13 protein-coding genes are annotated in these 18518 nt (G+C 44.1%); 6 read left to right on the top strand and 7 right to left on the bottom strand.

Going from position 1 to position 18518, the window contains the following annotated elements:
• The first annotated feature begins 245 nt into the window (after nucleotides 1-245).
• Both gyrA and BMX95_RS19995 read left to right on the top strand, forming a co-directional pair.
• Nucleotides 246-2891: a DNA gyrase subunit A gene (gene gyrA, locus BMX95_RS20000; protein WP_081203893.1), complete on the top strand. Its 2646-nt coding sequence runs from the start codon at nucleotides 246-248 to the stop codon at nucleotides 2889-2891.
• 59 nt (nucleotides 2892-2950) lie between these two features.
• On the top strand, nucleotides 2951-4330 hold the full coding sequence (locus tag BMX95_RS19995) for a hypothetical protein (RefSeq protein WP_081203894.1): 1380 nt from the start codon (nucleotides 2951-2953) through the stop codon (nucleotides 4328-4330).
• A gap of 291 nt (nucleotides 4331-4621) precedes the next feature.
• On the opposite strand, the gene BMX95_RS19990 is transcribed toward BMX95_RS19995, so the two are convergent.
• The 3 genes from BMX95_RS19990 to BMX95_RS19980 are packed head-to-tail and all read right to left on the bottom strand — an operon-like array spanning nucleotide 4622 to nucleotide 7557.
• Nucleotides 4622-5344 carry a LytR/AlgR family response regulator transcription factor gene (locus tag BMX95_RS19990; protein WP_081203895.1) on the bottom strand — a complete coding sequence of 241 codons (723 nt, stop codon included), beginning with the start codon at nucleotides 5342-5344 and terminating at the stop codon, nucleotides 4622-4624.
• Nucleotides 5337-6452: a sensor histidine kinase gene (locus BMX95_RS19985; protein ID WP_081203896.1), complete on the bottom strand. Its 1116-nt coding sequence runs from the start codon at nucleotides 6450-6452 to the stop codon at nucleotides 5337-5339. Before BMX95_RS19985 ends, BMX95_RS19990 begins: the two co-directional genes overlap by 8 nt.
• Nucleotides 6439-7557, bottom strand: a complete 1119-nt coding sequence (locus BMX95_RS19980) for a histidine kinase (RefSeq protein ID WP_165759092.1) — start codon at nucleotides 7555-7557, stop codon at nucleotides 6439-6441. The genes BMX95_RS19985 and BMX95_RS19980 overlap by 14 nt, the downstream gene beginning before the upstream one ends.
• 427 nt (nucleotides 7558-7984) lie before the next feature.
• Here BMX95_RS19980 and BMX95_RS19975 point away from each other — a divergent pair, with 427 nt between their 5' ends.
• A complete protein-coding gene (locus BMX95_RS19975) occupies nucleotides 7985-8383 on the top strand; it encodes a hypothetical protein (protein ID WP_133054061.1) in 399 nt (132 codons plus the stop codon).
• Nucleotides 8384-8845: 462 nt separating this feature from the next.
• Here BMX95_RS19975 and BMX95_RS19970 read toward each other — a convergent pair whose 3' ends face one another.
• Nucleotides 8846-9427, bottom strand: a complete 582-nt coding sequence (locus BMX95_RS19970) for a nitroreductase family protein (RefSeq protein ID WP_081203899.1) — start codon at nucleotides 9425-9427, stop codon at nucleotides 8846-8848.
• Nucleotides 9428-9463: 36 nt separating this feature from the next.
• Between BMX95_RS19970 and BMX95_RS19965 the strand changes: the two genes are divergently transcribed.
• Nucleotides 9464-10732 carry a pepsin/retropepsin-like aspartic protease family protein gene (locus tag BMX95_RS19965; protein WP_081203900.1) on the top strand — a complete coding sequence of 423 codons (1269 nt, stop codon included), beginning with the start codon at nucleotides 9464-9466 and terminating at the stop codon, nucleotides 10730-10732.
• Between the two features lie 77 nt (nucleotides 10733-10809).
• On the opposite strand, the gene BMX95_RS19960 is transcribed toward BMX95_RS19965, so the two are convergent.
• Complete coding sequence (locus BMX95_RS19960) at nucleotides 10810-13344, bottom strand: TonB-dependent receptor (protein ID WP_081203901.1); 2535 nt, start codon at nucleotides 13342-13344, stop codon at nucleotides 10810-10812.
• 294 nt (nucleotides 13345-13638) lie between these two features.
• A complete protein-coding gene (locus BMX95_RS19955) occupies nucleotides 13639-15468 on the bottom strand; it encodes an ABC transporter ATP-binding protein (protein WP_081203902.1) in 1830 nt (609 codons plus the stop codon).
• Nucleotides 15469-15846: 378 nt separating this feature from the next.
• Between BMX95_RS19955 and BMX95_RS19950 the strand changes: the two genes are divergently transcribed.
• Complete coding sequence (locus BMX95_RS19950; RefSeq protein WP_081203903.1) at nucleotides 15847-16053, top strand: hypothetical protein; 207 nt, start codon at nucleotides 15847-15849, stop codon at nucleotides 16051-16053.
• Between the two features lie 54 nt (nucleotides 16054-16107).
• On the opposite strand, the gene glk is transcribed toward BMX95_RS19950, so the two are convergent.
• Complete coding sequence (gene glk / locus BMX95_RS19945; protein WP_081203904.1) at nucleotides 16108-17148, bottom strand: glucokinase; 1041 nt, start codon at nucleotides 17146-17148, stop codon at nucleotides 16108-16110.
• A 115-nt stretch (nucleotides 17149-17263) separates the two neighbouring features.
• On the opposite strand from glk, the gene BMX95_RS19940 reads away from it, so the two are divergent.
• Nucleotides 17264-18505 (top strand): serine hydrolase domain-containing protein, encoded by a 1242-nt coding sequence (locus BMX95_RS19940; RefSeq protein ID WP_081203905.1) that lies wholly within the window; start codon nucleotides 17264-17266, stop codon nucleotides 18503-18505.
• Nucleotides 18506-18518: the final 13 nt, after the last annotated feature.

The raw sequence follows: 18518 nt of genomic DNA, 5'->3' as shown, positions 1-18518 counted from the left end.
ATAGGGCAGAGAGCAGAGTGAAAACAGCCGATACAGGCAACAGACGCAGGCTGGCGGGGTGGAAAGGGGCTGTATTTCCTTTCTGCCTTCTGCCCTCTGCCTTCTGCCCTTTTTTTAACATTTGTTGATAAAATTTAGGGCTAAAAAACCCCTCCAAATCACGGGTTTTCACGGTTAAATAGGGTATTTTTGCCCCCCATCCAACTTACCAATAACCGGATGTAAATCATTTCTGTAAAACAAGTATGGAAGAAAACTTCACCCCACAGGAAACAAACGATGAGAATCGTATTATCCCTGTAAATATCGAAGAGCAAATGAAAACGGCATACATCGATTACTCGATGTCAGTAATCGTAAGCCGTGCCTTGCCCGATGTACGCGATGGTTTGAAACCGGTTCACCGGCGCATTTTGTTCGCCATGAACGAACTGGGTCTGAACTATAACAGAGCATACAAAAAATCGGCACGTGTAGTAGGAGAGGTGTTGGGTAAATATCACCCGCATGGTGACTCATCTGTGTACGACGCCATGGTGCGTATGGCACAGGAATGGAGCATGCGGTATACCCTTGTTGATGGCCAGGGTAACTACGGTAACCAGGATGGCGACGGCCCTGCCGCCATGCGTTATACAGAAGCCAGGCTCGACCGGTTAGCTGAATACATGTTGATGGATATCGACAAAGATACCGTTGACTTTCAGCCTAACTTCGACGACTCAGAAAGAGAGCCTGCTATTTTACCAGCACGCGTTCCCAACCTGCTGATAAACGGTTCAAGCGGTATTGCGGTGGGTATGGCCACCAACATGATGCCGCATAACCTCAGCGAAGTAATTGATGGCTGTATAGCCTATATCGATAACCGCGACATCACCATCGATGAGTTGATGCAGCACATAAAAGCCCCAGACTTCCCCACCGGTGGTATCATTTACGGTATGGAAGGCGTACGGGCCGGTATGCACTTTGGACGTGGCCGCGTTGTATTGCGCGGTAAACTCACCGTAGATACCAAACCCAGCGGTCGCGAAACCATCATTGTGAACGAAGTGCCTTACCAGGTAAACCGCGATGCGCTTTGCGATAAGATCGGTCAGCTGGTAAATGAAAAAGTGATCGAAGGTATTGCACACGTAAACAATGAATCGAACGCCAAGGAAGGCACCCGTATCGTGATCGATCTCAAACGCGATGCGATCGCCAACGTGGTGATCAACCAGCTGTACAAATTCACCGAACTCCAAACTTCATACGGTATCAACAACGTGGCCCTGTCAAAAGGCCGCCCCAAAACACTGAACGTAAGAGATATGATCAGTGAGTTTGTGGAGTTCCGTCATGAAGTGGTGGTACGGCGTACACAGTTCGAATTACGCGAAGCAGAGAAGAAAGCCCACATTTTACAGGGTTACCTGATAGCACTGGATCACCTCGACGAAGTGATCGCCATGATCCGGGCATCGGCCACACCGGAAATTGCCCGCGAAAGCCTGATCAATGCAGGATGGGGCCTCGATGAAGTGCAGGCCCGTGCCATCCTCGATCTGCGTTTACAACGGTTAACCGGCATGGAACGCGATAAGATCCGCGAAGAGTTTGAAGAACTGCAACGCCTTATCGGACACCTCCGTGAACTGTTAAGCAATGAAGGTATGCGGTACGATGTTATTAAAACCGAACTGGGCGAAGTAAAAGAAAAATTCGGCGATGCCCGCAAAACAGAGATCACTTATCTCGATAATGAAGTACGCATAAAAGACCTGATCAAGGAAGAAGATGTGGTGATCACCATCTCTCACCTGGGTTATATCAAACGTACATCCGCTACCGAATTCCGCGCTCAGCGCCGCGGTGGCCGGGGAGCCAAAGGCAGCAAAGCCCGCGAAGAAGATTGGATTGAACACCTGTTTGTGGCCTCTTCACACCACACCATGTTGTTCTTTACTGAAAAAGGACGCTGTTACTGGCTGAATGTTTATGAAATACCCGAAGGCGACAAAACCAGCAAAGGCCGCGCCATTCAGAACCTGATTCAATTACCGCCCGATGACAAGATCAGGGCGATCATCGATATCCAGGACCTGGAAAACGAAGAGTTTGTAAAATCACACAACATAGTGCTCGCTACCAAAAAGGGTATCATTAAAAAGACTGCCCTCGAAGATTTCAGCCGTCCACGTACAACCGGCGTAAACGCCATTACCATTGTGGAAGGGGATGAATTGCTGGTAGCCAAGCTTACCAATGGCACCAGCGAGATCATGATGGCCCTGAAAAGCGGTCGTGCCATCCGGTTTGCCGAAGAAAAAGTACGTGCAACCGGCCGCGGCGCTATTGGCGTATCGGGAATTGATGTAGATGATGATAATGATGCAGTTATTGGCATGATATGTGTCAGCAAGGAAGATAACTCTCGTAGCGTGTTGGTTGTGAGTGAAAAAGGATTCGGAAAAAGAACACCATTAGAAGATTATCCCATCACCAACCGCGGCGGTAAAGGGGTGAAAACCCTGAACGTTACCGAGAAAACCGGTTCACTGGTAGGTATGCTGGATGTTGCAGCGAAAGAAGACCTGATGATCACCTGTAAAAGCGGTATGACCATTCGTATGCCGGCAGAAGGCATCAGCGAACTGGGCCGTAACACCCAGGGTGTTAAATTAATTCGCCTCGATGATGGTGATGAAATAGCCGCCATTACTAAACTGGATGATAATGAAGAAGAAGGAAATGAAGAAAATGGCGAATTAGAAGCCCAAACCGATGTGAATGCAACAGCCGGGGCAACCGATGGCAATGAGATTGCATCTGATGAAAGTACTGATGCCAGCGAAGATTCAAATGAAGGAGACGAACCAGGAACAGAAGGACCGGTTACAGAATAATTAGAGATTTGCTTTCAATTATATAAGCTCATTGGCTAAAAAACAATAAATATTTTCAGATGAAAAAATTGTTGCTGACAGCATTGCTCGCTGTAGTTGGGTTTTTGTCACAGGCCCAAAAACTAGAAAAGGCTAAAGACCTGCTAGGCAAGAAAAAACTCACGGACGCTAAAACCGAGATCGACAATGTAATGACCGTTGAGAAAAATAAAACGCTGCCAGATGCATGGTACACAAAGGCTAAAATTTATGGCGCCATTGCCGCTGACTCATCGCTGAAATCAACGGTGCCCGATGCACGCGGAACAGCCCTGGAAGCCATGAAAACCTACCTGGACATGGAATCCAATGAAAAAGACGCAGCTAAAAGAAATATTCAGTTAACCCTGGATAACAACGCTCCACTGATTGACCTGTACACAGGTTATTCAAAAGATGCAGCTTCGTTTTATAACGCCAACAACTACAACGACGCGTTCATAAACTTCAAAAAGTCACTGGAAGTATTCGACCTGTTGTCATCAAAAAATATCATTCCTATTAAGCTCGATACTACCACCACTTTATATGCTGGTATTTCAGCTGAAAAGGCACAGAAACCCGATGATGCAGCTGTTTACTACGGTAAAATTGCCGAAGCAAAAGCAAAAGGCGAAGGCTTTGTAGAAATTTACAAGTGGCTGGCTGACTACTATCGCAGAAAAGAAGACAAAGCCAACGCTTCTAAATTTGCTCAACTGGGTAAAGAAGTATATCCCAGCGATCCTTTCTGGACTGGTTTTGAATTAGACCTGGCCCGTGAAGCAGGCAACAAAGAAGAGCTGTTCAAAAAGTATGAAGAAGTTATAAAAGAAAACCCTGACAATTATCTCTTCCTGTTCAACTACGGTGTAGAGTTATACCAAACAGGTTACGATCCTGATGCCAGCAAACGTCCGGCCAATTCAAAAGAGCTGATCGCAAAAGCGGTTGATGTTATGGGCAAAACCCTGGAGAAAAAACCAGATTTCGCCAATGCCAACATGGTATTAGGGCAGATCTATTACAACCAGGGTGTTGAGATCAATAACGAGAACAAGAATATCCGCCCTTCAGGCAATGTTAAATTAACGCCAGACCAGTTGAAGAAAAAAGACGACCTGCGCGCAGAAACTGCCAAGAAGTTCGACCAGGCTTTACCTTACTTAACTAAAGTAGACGAAGTGCTCGATGGTCAGGGTAAGTTGAAAATGGAAGATAAAGACAACCTGAAAAATGCACTTGACCTGTTGATCATCATCAATGAGGAAAAAGCAAATCAGCTGGAGCAAAAGAAACGCCAGGCTGAAGCCAAGAAAGATGTAGCAGGCGTTAAAACAATCGACGCCGACATCAAGAAAATTCAGGAGAATGTTACGAAGTACACAGATAAGTACAACAACATTGATAGAAAGCACTAATAAGTATATCCGAAATTAGTAAAAACCCTCCCGAAGCATCGGGAGGGTTTTCTTTTTATACGCCTGTCATCAATCGGTTGCATGAACCGCAGGTAAATGGGTATAATGTATTTTAATTTCCTTTTAATTGATTACTATTCCCTGTATGATACCTGGCTATTACCTTTACGTATGCGCTGAACAATCGTGCGCATGGGTTTAAGGGTTTAATTTTTCAATCAATTTAACGCGGCTTTTCCAGGCTGCGTTTTTCATTTATATCAACTGGCTGGCAGCAGACAGCGGTAGAAGTTATAATTGGGTAGGGGCGTGCAATGCCTGCTCCACTTCACGACGGTACATACGACTTACCGGAAGTTCATGTTTATCAATCTCAATTAACTCACTGGTGTAGGATTGCACCTTTTTCAACGAAATGATATACGACCGGTGTATACGTATAAAAACATTTTTGGGAAGCATTTCTTCCACAGCCGAAATAGACTGCTTGGTAAGAAGCGCTTTTGCGGTAGTTACTATTTTAATGTAGTCCTTCAGGCTTTCAATGTACAGGATGTCATCTAAAAAGATCTTCACCATTTTCCTGTCGGCACGAACACAAATAAATTCCGGATCATGATTGTTGTGAGCGAACTCTTTTTCAACACCAGTGTCTTTTTTAATGACTTTGTTGACGGCCTTTAAAAAACGCTCAAATGATATGGGTTTCAGCAAATAATCAGCAGCTTCCAGTTCAAAACCTTCCAAAGCATATTTCCGGTAAGCGGTTGTAAAAATAACTTTTGGCGGGGTCTTCAGTGTTCGTATAAAGTCCGTACCCAGCAATTCGGGCATCTTAATATCCAAAAATATTAAATCAACCTGCCTGGTCTGTAAAAAGTTAATAGCTTCAATAGCATCACAACAGGTGCCCGCTAATTCAAGCGATTGCATGGACGAAATATATTTCTTCAACACTTCAAGCGCTGGCGGTTCGTCGTCTACCGCCAGGCACAGCGTTTTTTTGTCAGGCATAAGCCACGATTTTTACTGGTGACTCTTTAATTGTTGAAGCAATTGTACCCAATTCTATTTTCAGGTACACTTCAAACTTTTTTTCTGTTGACTGAATGACCAACATATGTTTATCAGGATAAAGCAATTGTAATCTCTTTTGAACATTCGACAAGCCAATTCCCTTTTTGGGTGATGACATTTTCATATCAGGAAGCCTGTCATTAATTATGCTGAATTCGAGCTGATTGTCAATAATACCTATAGATAAATCGATCTGATGATTTCCCCGCATTTTGCTGATACTGTGTTTAAAGGTGTTTTCAACAAATGGTACCAGCAGCAAAGGCGCAATCGTTTTGTTATGATAGTTACCGGATACTGACATATTGAACCGCAATCGTTGTCCATACCGCACTTTTTCCAGCCCGATATAATTATTCAACATATCAATTTCCTTCTCCAGTAATACTGATTCTACATTGCATTCATCCACCATATACTTTATGGTGTTTTTCAATTTCAAAACAAGACCGCTTGTTTCAACTGACTTACTAAGTGCAAAAGAATAAATGTTATTCAGGGTATTGAAAAGAAAATGCGGATGTACCTGTGCTTTCAAAACCTGCAATTCTGCGTTGGCATTTTCTTTTACGAGCATTTCTCTTTCACGCATTTTTAAATAATAATTCTTAAACATTTTTATTGTTAAGAACATGGCGCAAACAGCAGGGGGGCCGGCAAATATAAACCCGGTGGAAGAATACCATAGTAAGAGAAATTGTTCATTTTGTGATCTGTTAAATGAATCCGTAATCCAAAACTGATAAGCGATGAATAGCACGTAGGTCAAAAGAGTGAGTAGGAAAACAGAGAAACAAAATTTCCTATACTCGTTTTTTTCAAAATACTTAGGTGTGTAATAATAGGCAACCAGGTAAGTATATATGGCATCAATTACAAGTATGCCATCCCCTTTAAAGACGTTGTAAATAAAGGCTTTGTGAAAACCCTCCAATAAACTGTCTGTCCAGCATCCCCAAAACCAGGCCTGGGCAAGCCAGAAAGCGATATGCCGGAAATACTGCTGTGGCTTCTTCGTGGTCCATACGATATCATGAAGCGTCATATACAGGTTCTTTTAAATTATTATTGGCACTAAACGCAGGTTCTTTTGTTTCGGTCGATAGTTTTAATGCAAATCTGATAACGATTCTATTGTCAATATTTACGAGTCCAACCCGGAAATCGGTTGAATCATAGTCGCCTCTAAGTCTGCTTCGGGTATTTTCAATCAACAAAGCCCAATCGATATCGGTCAAGGCATTTCCATCGGCATCGCTAAAGGATAATGTTGAAAAAAGCGTATTGGTTGTTATGGTGAAAGTCCAATCCCCAATCCAGGAACAATTGCAGGAGTTATGCAACTCGGTAATGCTTTGTTCCAGCATTTTAACAAGAACCATGGGAGCGATGAATCGGTTATTCGAATCTCCCTTTATGTCCAACCGGATATCTATAAAGCGTTCTTTGTTTTGATTTTCCAGCATTATCAGATGATTCAGCTGCTGCAATTCCCTTTGAAGAGGCACCATTTTGTTTTCGTTTTCATATAGAGAATAGCTCAAAAGTTCAGAGAGGTATAAAATTTGGGAAGACGAATTGTTATAACCAGATTTGGTATCGCTATAAATGGTATCTAGGGTCCGCAACAGCAATTCCGGGTGTATATTGGCTTTTTCCAATTGCATTTCAATCCTTGCTTTTCGTTTTATTATTTCAAGATTTTCCTTTTGTTGCAGGTACCAGCTTTTAGAAAACTTTATTCCTACCGCCACAAAGGCTATTACCATTCCCCATCGGGTATTTACAATGCTCATATCAATTCTGTGCTGTAACGTGTCCGGAAACCAACCTGTAATTATCAGAAACAATTTTGAAGGATAATAATTCAAGAGTATACCGGTGCCGTATACGGCAAAAAAGCCCAACAGAAAAAGCAAATAGCTTTTTTTCATTAAATAATAGATCAGGAAATAAGTGGCCCCAATAAAAAAGGGGGCATACATGCATAAATTTATGAGGGCGATAAAATAAGGTTTCCCTGTGAAGAATTCATGATAATCACGGGCGGCAATGCTTTGTATATAGAAGTAGGAGCAGTAGGCAATCCAAAAAAACAGGTGGCGCCGGAACCGGTAACGAAATTGATTGCTGAATATAATATCATGCATTGGCATTACTACAACTATTAAATCAATTAAGCAGGTTTACTAAATAGCATATAGTAGCGATCAGCTTTCAGGTACCGAAAAAAGAGCGAATAGTATACTAAAGGTAATTATCTCTTTGCCGATAAATGTGATAAATCGGTACTTTTTTGTTTTTTAAAGACCGATGCCATTTGTCGACGCTTACTTGCAATTCGTTTCTGAATGCTACTAAATGTTTGCGTTTTCACTGCCAATGTCGAGTAGTCTGAAAAAGGCCTTTACACGGAGATACATTTGCATTGTCAATTCAATTTCACCACGCCACCTAAAATTCAGAATAATGAAAAAGCAACTCTTCGTTTTTTGTGCAGTATCAGTTATCGCAATAACATTTTGTAGAGTTAACGCACAATCCCTCGCATTTCAGCCCAAGGACAAATCTGCTAATGTGCCTGTTACAGCAGCTGCTATGGAAGAAAAAATAGCCGATAACGTTCAGAAGAAATTCAGCAAAAACTTTCCCGGCATTACAGGCGAAGTATGGGCAACGCTCCGTAATGGCTATGAGGTTGTATTCAAAAACGGCAAAGTGCAAAATCGTGTTTTTTTAACCCGTAAAGGAAATATCAAGTATCAGATCAGCTATTACACTGAAGCTGAATTACCAGCTGATGTTCGCAAGCGGGTTAAAAGTGAATTTTTCGACTACAATATTTTTTGCGTTCAGGAAATAAACTACAACCAGGCGAAAATTTACCTGGTTACGCTGGAAGATAAAACCACCTGGAAAGTGCTACGTCTCGATGACAATGAAATGGAAGTTTATAAAGAGTTTGTGAAAGGATAGGTTTCCTTCAGCATCTTTTTAAGTGAAAGAGGGGTATTCAGGTTATAAATGTAAAAGCTGCTCCATAACAAGAGCAGCTTTTATCGCCATATCCTATTTAACATAATGTTAATTATCGCAACTAGATATATACTAGCAATGGCCAGGCTCGCAGGTCCATAAACCTGGTAGGAATGATCCTGGTCAAGAAAAACCGATTTAAGCCCGATTTTAGACCCTAATAGGGAAACTACTTATACCAGACTAGAGATTTTATGCGTTGTAAAACCGGTCAACATTCCATTCCTATTAAAAACGATTTGTATGCTAGGTTTTATCTCCCTGATCTTAATTCTGTTTATTCCTGTCATCTTTATCTGGCTGGGTTATCGCAGCAGCAAAAGCTTCAAAGACTTTAACTAGAACAGAGAAGTAAGAACCCCGGAACTAAGAACTTAAAACTTTGAACTGGGAACTTAGAACTTATTTAACCCAGGTAACTTTCTCCTGTATCGGTTTACGTTTACCCGAAACAGATGGCACCTTTACATATCCCAGATAAAAGAAACCCATCAGCACATCATCGGTCCCCAAACCAAACAATGGTTTTGCTTCCTCAATAAAAGTAATGCCGCCCGTACTCCAGTAACCGCCAATATTTTCATACGCAGAAATGGTGAGGTAAATATTCTGCACCGCGCACGCTACAGCGGCGACCTCTTCCATTTCAGGCACCTGGTCTATATGGCGTTTGCAGCCAATGGCAATCACATGCGAGCATTGCTGTGGCGTTACCTGCATTTGCTCGTATTTATTTTGTTTGAATTTTGGGCCGGCGTATTTTTTATAGATCTCAGCCTGTTGTTCGGCCAGTTTCTGTAATCCATTACCGGTAAAAACGGTAAACCGCCAGGGTTCGGTAAACTTGTGGTTGGGTGCCCAGTTGGCGTTTTCAAGCGCCTGCCAAATGATCTCATCCGGAATAACTTTTCCTGCTTCAAATTGTTGAGTAAACACACTCCTGCGTGTTTGTATCAGTTCATTGATCAATTCAGTTTTTTTCATAACGGAACAAAGATAAGGTAGCTTAAATTTGAGACCATGCGGATATTTTTATTCTTTATTTGCATTTTCACAGGCACTTTGTTGCATGCCACCGGCATCAATCCGCTCGACAGCCTGTTGGCAAAGCGGCATTTTTTTGAGCTGCAACGCGCCCTGCAAAGTGATGCTTACCGGGATCTGCCCACTTATAAAAGATTGTATTACCAGGCTTTTTTACATAACTTTTTTCACGATCTCAATACCTCGAACAAAGAAATTACCCAGCTGCTCGGAAATTATAAAAAACAGCTTTCCCATTACCAGATCGGCAATCTGCTGATGAAAAAGATCGAAAACCACGTAAAGCTGTATCAATACCGCGATGCCCACCTTACCACCCAGCTTGTATTACGAAAATACCGGAACTCCCTGTCACCCGGCGAACGCGAAGACGCCCGTAATTCTGACCTTATCTGGAAGGCATTGCAGGACCTGCCCCCTCAAACTACCACTATTTCCAGCGACACGCAGATCGGTTATAAGCGCGATCTGGCCGGCCTGATCACCGTTCCGGTTAGTTTTGTAGACAGCTCCTATTATTTCGTATTCGATACCGGTGCCAATTTTTCCGTAATAACGGAATCCTATGCCCGTAAAGCCTTCCTGCGTAAACTGAATGTGCGGTTTAGGGTAAGGGCCATTACCGGTTTGCAGGTGAGTGCCAGTCTGGGTATTGCAGATGAATTAAGGCTGGGCAGTATCATAGTAAAAAATGTGGTGTTTATGATCTTTCCCGACAGTGCCCTTTCTTTTGCACGCGGTATGTATACCATTAAAGGCATTCTCGGCTTCCCGGTTATTGAGCAATTGCAGGAAGTACGCATCGATAAATACAACCTCACCATACCCCAGGTGGCGGAGGATCGCAACATCCGCAATTTCGGGGTCGATGAATTATTACCGGTGATCTCGGTTGGTTACAATACCGATGTGCTGGCATTTACATTCGATACCGGTGCCCAGTTCACTTTTTTAAATGAACCGTTTTACCACGATTACAAATCCCTGATCGATACGGTGGGCTATTCGTTCGAAATGCAGATCGGCGGCGCCGGCGGTGTTGCCAAATCGAAAGCCTATCGCCTGCCGCAAATTCCCATTACCGTTGCCGGACAACCAGCCCTGCTGAAAGATGTAGCCGTAAAAACAAGCAGTACCACCCCAAAAGACAAATTATACTATGGCAATTTTGGCCAGGACATCATGAACCAGTTCAAAGAAATGGTAATTAACTTTCGCTATATGTACGTAGATTTTGTAAAATAAGGTTTGATATAAAAAAGAAAGTCCCCCCGATGCACCAGGAGGACTTTTACCTTCGATACTAAAAACCCATAGCTGTATTAATCACGATCTTCATTGTCTTCCCGGTTACCACCTTTCTCCTTTTTAAACAACTGGAAATCGGCTTTACCAAATTTGTACGTGAACGTAGCCCGGAAGCTGCGTACATCCCAGCGACGGTATGAATCCTGGTAAAAATTCTCGGTATCGCTGATGGTTCCGCGTTTCCTTGAGTTGAACACATCATTAATATTGAAAGTGAAGGTGGCCTTGTTTTTCAGGAATTCCTTGCGCAACCCAAAATCAACCCCGTACATTTCCTTGCGTTTACCCTGGGCCACTACTTCTGGCGATTCATACCCACCGGTTGCCTGAAAACTCCATTTATTCCACAGCGCTGTTTTAGAAACAACCCGGTAGTTGATGATCAGTTTGCCTTCCCAGTTAAACCCTTCATTGCTCAGGTCAACATTGTTTACATTCGATTTTACTCTTTTGTATTGCAAGTCAACAGAGGGAGTAACATCCAGTTGCTGGCCCAACCTTTGTTGCAGGGTAAGCTCAGAACCCCAGCGATTCTGGTATTGTGCATTTACAAACGTATTTAAAATGGCGCTGGGATCAATAGCAGCATTGTTCAATTGCTGGTATTGAGCCGCTGTGAGGGTATCACTATAACGGGTAATATCGCCCTGGGTGTTGCGGAAATAAATAACGCCCAGGAAACTGCCTGAATGATAGGTTTTATTATAGTTGAATTCAAATGAATTGGTGAATTCAGGACGCAGCGCCGGGTTACCCTGACGAATATTCAACGGGTCGTTGATATCAACAAACGGGTTCATTTGCCAGAAATCGGGCCGGCGAATGCGACGGCTGTAGTTCAACTGAAGTTCTTGTCCATCCCCGATCGTTTTGCTCAGGTATAAACTCGGGAACAACGCATCGAACAAATTCTTGATCTGGTTGGGATACTGATAACCAAATTTCTTGGCGCTGTCAACCAACTCACCATCGAACTTTGAATGTTCGGCCCGCAAACCGGCCTGATAACCGATGCCCACTAATTTGCCGGTATAAGTAATATAGGCAGCGTTCACCATTTCGCGGTACTTATAATTATTGCTGAGGGGCAATTTGGTTTCAACCGCATTATTTACGCTAAAGGCATTGAATGTACTGTTGTAATCATTTATATAAGAACGGATACCCGTTTCCAGTTTGTTATCATCGCCCATCGGATCCACATAATCAAGCTGGAAGGTAACCTGGTTGTTGCTGCCCGAACCGGTGTTGTGCACGCGGCTGTCCGGTGAATATACAGATCCGTTAGAAAAGGAATAGGTGTTCAGGATCTGGGTATTGTCGATATTGCTGCCATGGTTGAAATTGATATCGGCGCTTATTGACTTGCCGGCTTCCACAAAATTATGTTTGAAGATCAGTTGCGTGCTGCTGCGTTCATTGGTAGATTTTCCATCGGAAGTGCGTAAGCCAAAATGATCGGGTGCCTGATTCACATCCAGGTATTCCTGGTTTTGGTTTTCAAAGTTGGTGAAGCGGCCACCGCCAAAGTTTTGAGTTAAGGTAAACGTGTTGCGGTTATCCAGGAAGTAATCCATTCCAAACCGAACAGAATAAAACTGGCGTTTGCGATCTGTATAAGCAAATTGATTGAAATAGTTCTCTATAACACCATTGCTTTTATTCTGGCGGTAAGTTTCCGATTTGGGTTTTCCGCCTGAATGGTTGAAGTTCCCGTTTACAAAGAAATTGAATTTGCCCTGGCGTAAATTCAAAGCCAGGTTGCCATTATAAATATCGGGTGAACCGCCGCCAATGGAGACCATTCCGTTCATCCCCAGTTTTTTATTTTTTTTGAGCACCACATTGATGATACCACCAGTGCTGGCGGCATCAAATTTGGCGGAAGGATTGGTGATGAGTTCCACCCGCTCGATATTATCGGCCGGGATCTGGTCTAAAGTAAGTATAGTAGGGCGGCCATCTACAAAGATCTGGGGCGAGTTGTTACGCAATAACACATTTCCATCCACATCTACCGTAACAGAAGGAATATTACGCATTACATCGATCCCGGTACCTCCTGCTGAGGACAGGTTCTTTTCTACATCGAAGGTTTTGCGGTCGATGCCCATTTGCAAAGCAGGTTTCTGCGCCACCACGGTTACTTCGCCCAGGTATTGCGATTCCGCGGTCAGTTTGATGTTACCGAGGTCTTTTTCAGCGGTTGCAATGCCTTTGGCCGATTTATCGAACGTGATGACCAATTCCTGTTTAGCATATCCTATAGCAGTGGCTACCAGCCTGAAACTATCGGTAGTGGTAAGGCTGCTGATGTCAAAATCCCCATTGGGTTTGGTAAGCATCCCTCCTGCCAGCACGCCGCTGTTTATTTGAAAAAGTTGAACGGAAGCCGCCTCGATGCCCTTGTTGTTCTTGGCATCGGTAATGCGGCCGAATAATTTACCGCCGCCTGCTGCGGCTGGTTTCGTACGGGAAGCATGCTCGTTTTGTGCACATACGGATATTGTGAAAATTGTTGCTAAAAACAGTGCTAATACAGATTTCATTACGCAGTTTATAATTGTTTTTTCTACACCGGATTCTAATAATCTTTTAATCCGGACCAATAGACGCAAAAAAATATAAACTGGTGGGCAGGGGGCGGAAAAAATAATAGGAATTTAATTTATAGAAGATTGGCAATTAGCAATTGACAACCGGTTTCGGTTCCAGGTTCCAGGTTCCAGGTTCCAGGTTCCAGGTTCCAGGTTCCAGGTTCCAGGTTGCAAGGAATACAAAACCGCCAGTTGGCGGAAACGCCCCTATCCCAATCATCCCAAAAAATCTCACCCCATCCCGGTTCAGACAGAAGTAAACTCCAGTTGCAGTTTCGTCAAACTCTTGTACAACCCATCTTCCCGGGCCAATAATTGCTGGTGGGTGCCGCTTTCCACTACATGACCCTGGTCCAGCACAATGATCTTATCGGCGTTGCGAATGGTAGAAAGCCGGTGGGCGATCACAAAAGAAGTACGGTTTTTCATGAGATTATCCAATGCCTCCTGAACAACCGATTCAGAAGCGGAGTCCAGCGAACTGGTGGCCTCATCCAGCACCAGAATAACCGGATCCTTCAAAATGGCCCGGGCAATGGCAATACGCTGGCGTTGTCCGCCCGACAATTTAATCCCCCGCTCCCCTACTATTGTTTCGTATCCTTCGGGAAAACTGCTGATAAAATTATGGGCGTTTGCTTTACGGGCGGCGTCTTCAATCTCCTGCTGGGTAGCACCGGGTTTACCGTAGGTTATGTTTTCCTTTATGGTTCCGCCAAACAACATAACGTCCTGAGGCACCAATGCCATTTGTTTGCGAAGCTGGGAAAGAGGGATCGTATCGGCCGGTTTGCCATCAAACAACAACCGGCCTTCATCTGGTTGGTAGAAACGCAGCAACAAGGCGGCAATCGTTGATTTTCCCGCGCCGCTGGGTCCCACAATGGCAATTTGCTCACCGGGTGCCGCGGTAATGCTTACGTCTTTTAAGATATGCAAATCTTTGCGTGATGGGTAACTGAAAGCCACATGTTCAAAGGTAACAGCACCGTGTAATTTATTTTGCTCCTGTACCGGTTCATCGATAACAGTTACGGGTTCGGTTTCATCGCGCAGAATTTCGCGCACGCGTTGCGTTGCGCCCAGTGTTTTTTGCAACTGGCTGTACAGATCGGCAAAGCCCGCCATGCTACCGCCCACAAAAGCGGTGTACACAACAAAGGCAGTAAGGCCGCCAAAGGTGATGGCGCCATGTTGCACCAGGGTAGTACCATACCATACTACCAGAATGATGGTCCCGAATATGCTCATCAATATAAACGATACAAACAGGCCCCTGAAACGGCCATTGTTGATGGCCATTTTTACGGCGTCCTGTAAACTGCGGGTATACCTGCCTATTTCATACCATTCATTAGTAAACGATTTTACATTGCTGATGCCTTGCAGCGTTTCCTGTACTATTATATTGGAATCGGCTAACTGGTCCTGCGTATTGCGCGACAGTTTGCGGATTCTTTTCCCGAATAATACGCCCACCACCACAATTATCGGCAATACCGATAACATGAGGCCGGCCAGTTTTGGGGACAATACAAATATTAATACCATCCCTATGATCAGCGTAAGCAGCCCACGCAAAATTTCGGCCAGCATACCGGTAACTGCATCCTGAATCTGCGACAGGTCGGCGCTGATGCGGCTCGACAACTCCCCTACTCTCCTTTGTGCAAAGAAATTCATGGGCATCATGATCATTTTCCGGTATACTTCTTTTCGCATATCCGCCAGCGCATGTTCGCCCACATACGTAAATAAGAATACCCGCATAAATGAAAAGACCATCTGCAAACTCAAAATACCCAGCATCCATAAAGCAATCGTACCAGGCGAAACGGCATCTTTCCCGAGGCTAAGCGATTGCGCACTATCAATAAGTTTCTTTAAGAAGTAAGGAAATGCCATGGTGGTGCCGCTGGAAAGCGCAATAAAAAGCAGGCCGGTTACAAACGTCCAGCGATATGGTTTAAGATAGCGGAAAATCAATATCGCTTCTTTGAGATTTTCCCTGTTCAATTTTGCTTTAGGCATATCCGGTTTACGTACACCGTTATCCTGTCTGTTACCACGAGCCATATATAGCAATTACCTTTTTAATGTTTACTAATCAATGTTGCAAATCAACCTTTGTAAAATCATTTGATGACTGGCATCTACGTGTATTAAGGTATTTACAATGGTAGACGGATGAGCAGCACGAATATTGTATAATAAAATACATCTTACCGATTATCAATAATTAATGCGGATTGATTAAAGTGATTCTAATAAATTATTAATAAATAACAGGCAGATTTCTAACAGGTAGATCTTTTTTTGGCATGATTCTTATTACTCTATTGATAACCTGGCGATTTTAAAACTACAAGCCGATTGCTTAACCTGATTAGTAGCCTGCACCCGCCCCGAATATAGTAGTCAATTAAATATTTTATATACTAAAAACTCAAAGTTATGAAAAGAAGCTTTTTAGCGGCAGGCATTGGACTTTGCATTTTCGCATTTACAATGGTAGTATCAAACCACCCAGTGAGAGCAGAACAATATAATGGAAATTATATTGAGCAGGATACTACACCCAAGAAGAAAAAAGATACTGCAAGAAAAGACACTATGCATATCAACAACTTGTCTTCTCCTACCACAACATCACAACAGTAAACTAATAAGCGAAGAGCGTCTTGACCTGAGGCGCTCTTCGCTTATATTTTATAGTTACATCAAGTAAGCTCCATACCAGGCGGCGCCTATCAGCCCGGCCTTGTCATTCTTAATGATCCGGATCGGCACTGTCTCCAGCAAATGTTGCATCCGGTCACAATCCATGTAATGTTCCATAAATTGTTTTTGCAATAACAAGGGCGCAATCTTAGGTGGTATGCCACCACCCAGAAACAATCCACCAGTTGCTTTCATTTTCAACACCAGGTTCGATGATTCACGGGCCAGGTAACGCACAAACAGATTCATGGTCTCCACGCAGATAGCCGACTTTTGTTCTATAGCAGCTCCGCTTATTACAGCAGAATCAGGTGATTCTTTTGCCAGTTCTTCTTTTAACCACTCAGGCTCTTCCATCTTTTTTACATCCCGTAAAAAAAGATAGATATCTACAATGGCCGGACCAGCCACTACTTTCTCCCAGCTTACAATGCCATATTTTTTCTGCAGGTATTTTAATAATGCAATATCATCATCGGTGCGCGGTGAAAAATCAGCATGACCGCCCTCTGTAGGAAAAGGAAAATGGTTTTTACCATTCCAGAATAAACCAGCCTGGCCCAATCCCGTTCCCGGTGAATTGATGGCCATATTACCGGCATTGTTTTCATTGCCGGCATGCACGGTTATAAAATCTTCTTCCGTTAATCCAGCCAGTCCGTAAGCCATCGACTCCAGGTCATTCAGCAGAAATACCGATTCCACCCCCATCATTTTTTTCACTTCCTGAATATCTATATCCCAGCTCAGGTTGGTAAGGTTTACTTTTCCGTTCAGCACCGGGCCGGCCACCCCTAAACAAATCCTGTCGGGTTGCGGACATTTCTTTTCTAATAGAAACTGTTTCATAATAGCAACGCACGATGCATATTCAGCCGAGGGGTATCTACCGGTTTCCACCACCTTTAACCCGGAATCGGTAGCCTGATAAAAGGCCAGGTTGGTTTTGGTGCCCCCAATATCGCCAGCCAATACGGTAATGCCTTTTTCACCTAAGTCTGAACGCTTTGGAATATGCAAGTTTTTTATTGTCATAGTACAGGTACTGTTTTTAACGTGGTTAATTCCTTCCTTAAATGCAATAATAAGTTGTAAAACTAATGAACTTACCAGCTAACTTAGAACATAATACTCACTTATAACCAGAACTATGAAATATCTGCTGCTGCTTATTGCAATGGGTGTTTTGCCGGCGGTTGCCCAACAAAAAAAGCCGGTAATTTATTATCCGCAAGCCGGAAACTGGGAACATCGCAGCGCCTCGTTGGCTGGACTGGATTCTTCGCTGCTGCAGGAAGCCGTTGCCTATGCCCAGGCCCATGAATCAAAAGAATCGCGCGATCTGAAAAAGGCTTTTTACCAGGGCAGTTTTGGGCGGGAACCGTTTGGCTATCCCGTTGGACCGCTGAAAGAACGCGGGCCCGCCACCGGTCTGATCATCAAAAACGGCTACATAGTGGCCGAGTGGGGTGATCCCACCCGGGTTGACCAAACCTTCAGCGTAGCCAAAAGTTTCCTTTCATCGGTAGCCGGACTTGCCTTCGATGCCGGCCTCATCACCAGTATAAACGATAAAGTTTATCCCTACATGGCGCCTATTATTCCGTATGAACCGGGCCGCCTGGCAGCGGATAAATCGGATGCCCTAACGCACCCCGATGTGATTGACCTGTTTGACACGGACCATAACCGCACCATTGCCTGGGATCACCTGCTGCGGCAAACCAGTGATTGGGAAGGCACCCTGTGGGGAAAGCCGGATTGGGCCGACCGCCCCACCCCCAATTCAGCCGAATGGCTGACCCGCAAACGGAACGCGCCCGGTTCCAGCTACAAATACAACGACACCCGGGTGAATGTGCTCGCCCTGGTGTTGTTGAACCTGTGGCGGCAACCACTACCCGTGGTATTAAAAGAAAAGATCATGGACCCCATTGGGGCTTCCCGCACCTGGCGCTGGACGGGCTACGAAAACAGCTGGGTGGTTATTGACGGACAACTGATGCAATCGGTAAGCGGCGGATCGCATTGGGGCGGCGGCCTGTTCATCAATGCCTACGACCAGGCCCGGTTTGGTTACCTTACTTTACGAAATGGGAAATGGAAGGACAAGCAAATAATTTCAGAAGGCTGGCTCAAAATGGCCCGAACACCCACTTCGGTTCAACCCACCTATGGGTTCATGAATTTTTACCTGAACACGGATCAAAAATTGTACGCGAGCGCTCCTGCCACTGCCTTTGCCCATATCGGCGCAGGTTCCAATATTATTTATGTCGATCCTGAAAATGACCTCATCATAGTTGCCCGCTGGATCGAAGGGAATGCCATGAATGGGTTGATTGAGAAAGTTTTAAGTTCTAAGTTGAAAGTTTTAAGTTCAAAGTTTTAAGTTGTCTGTTCCG

It is taken from the genome of Niastella yeongjuensis (assembly GCF_900110245.1).
Lineage (GTDB): Bacteria > Bacteroidota > Bacteroidia > Chitinophagales > Chitinophagaceae > Niastella > Niastella yeongjuensis.
This window is presented reverse-complemented; position numbering and strand designations above follow the sequence as displayed.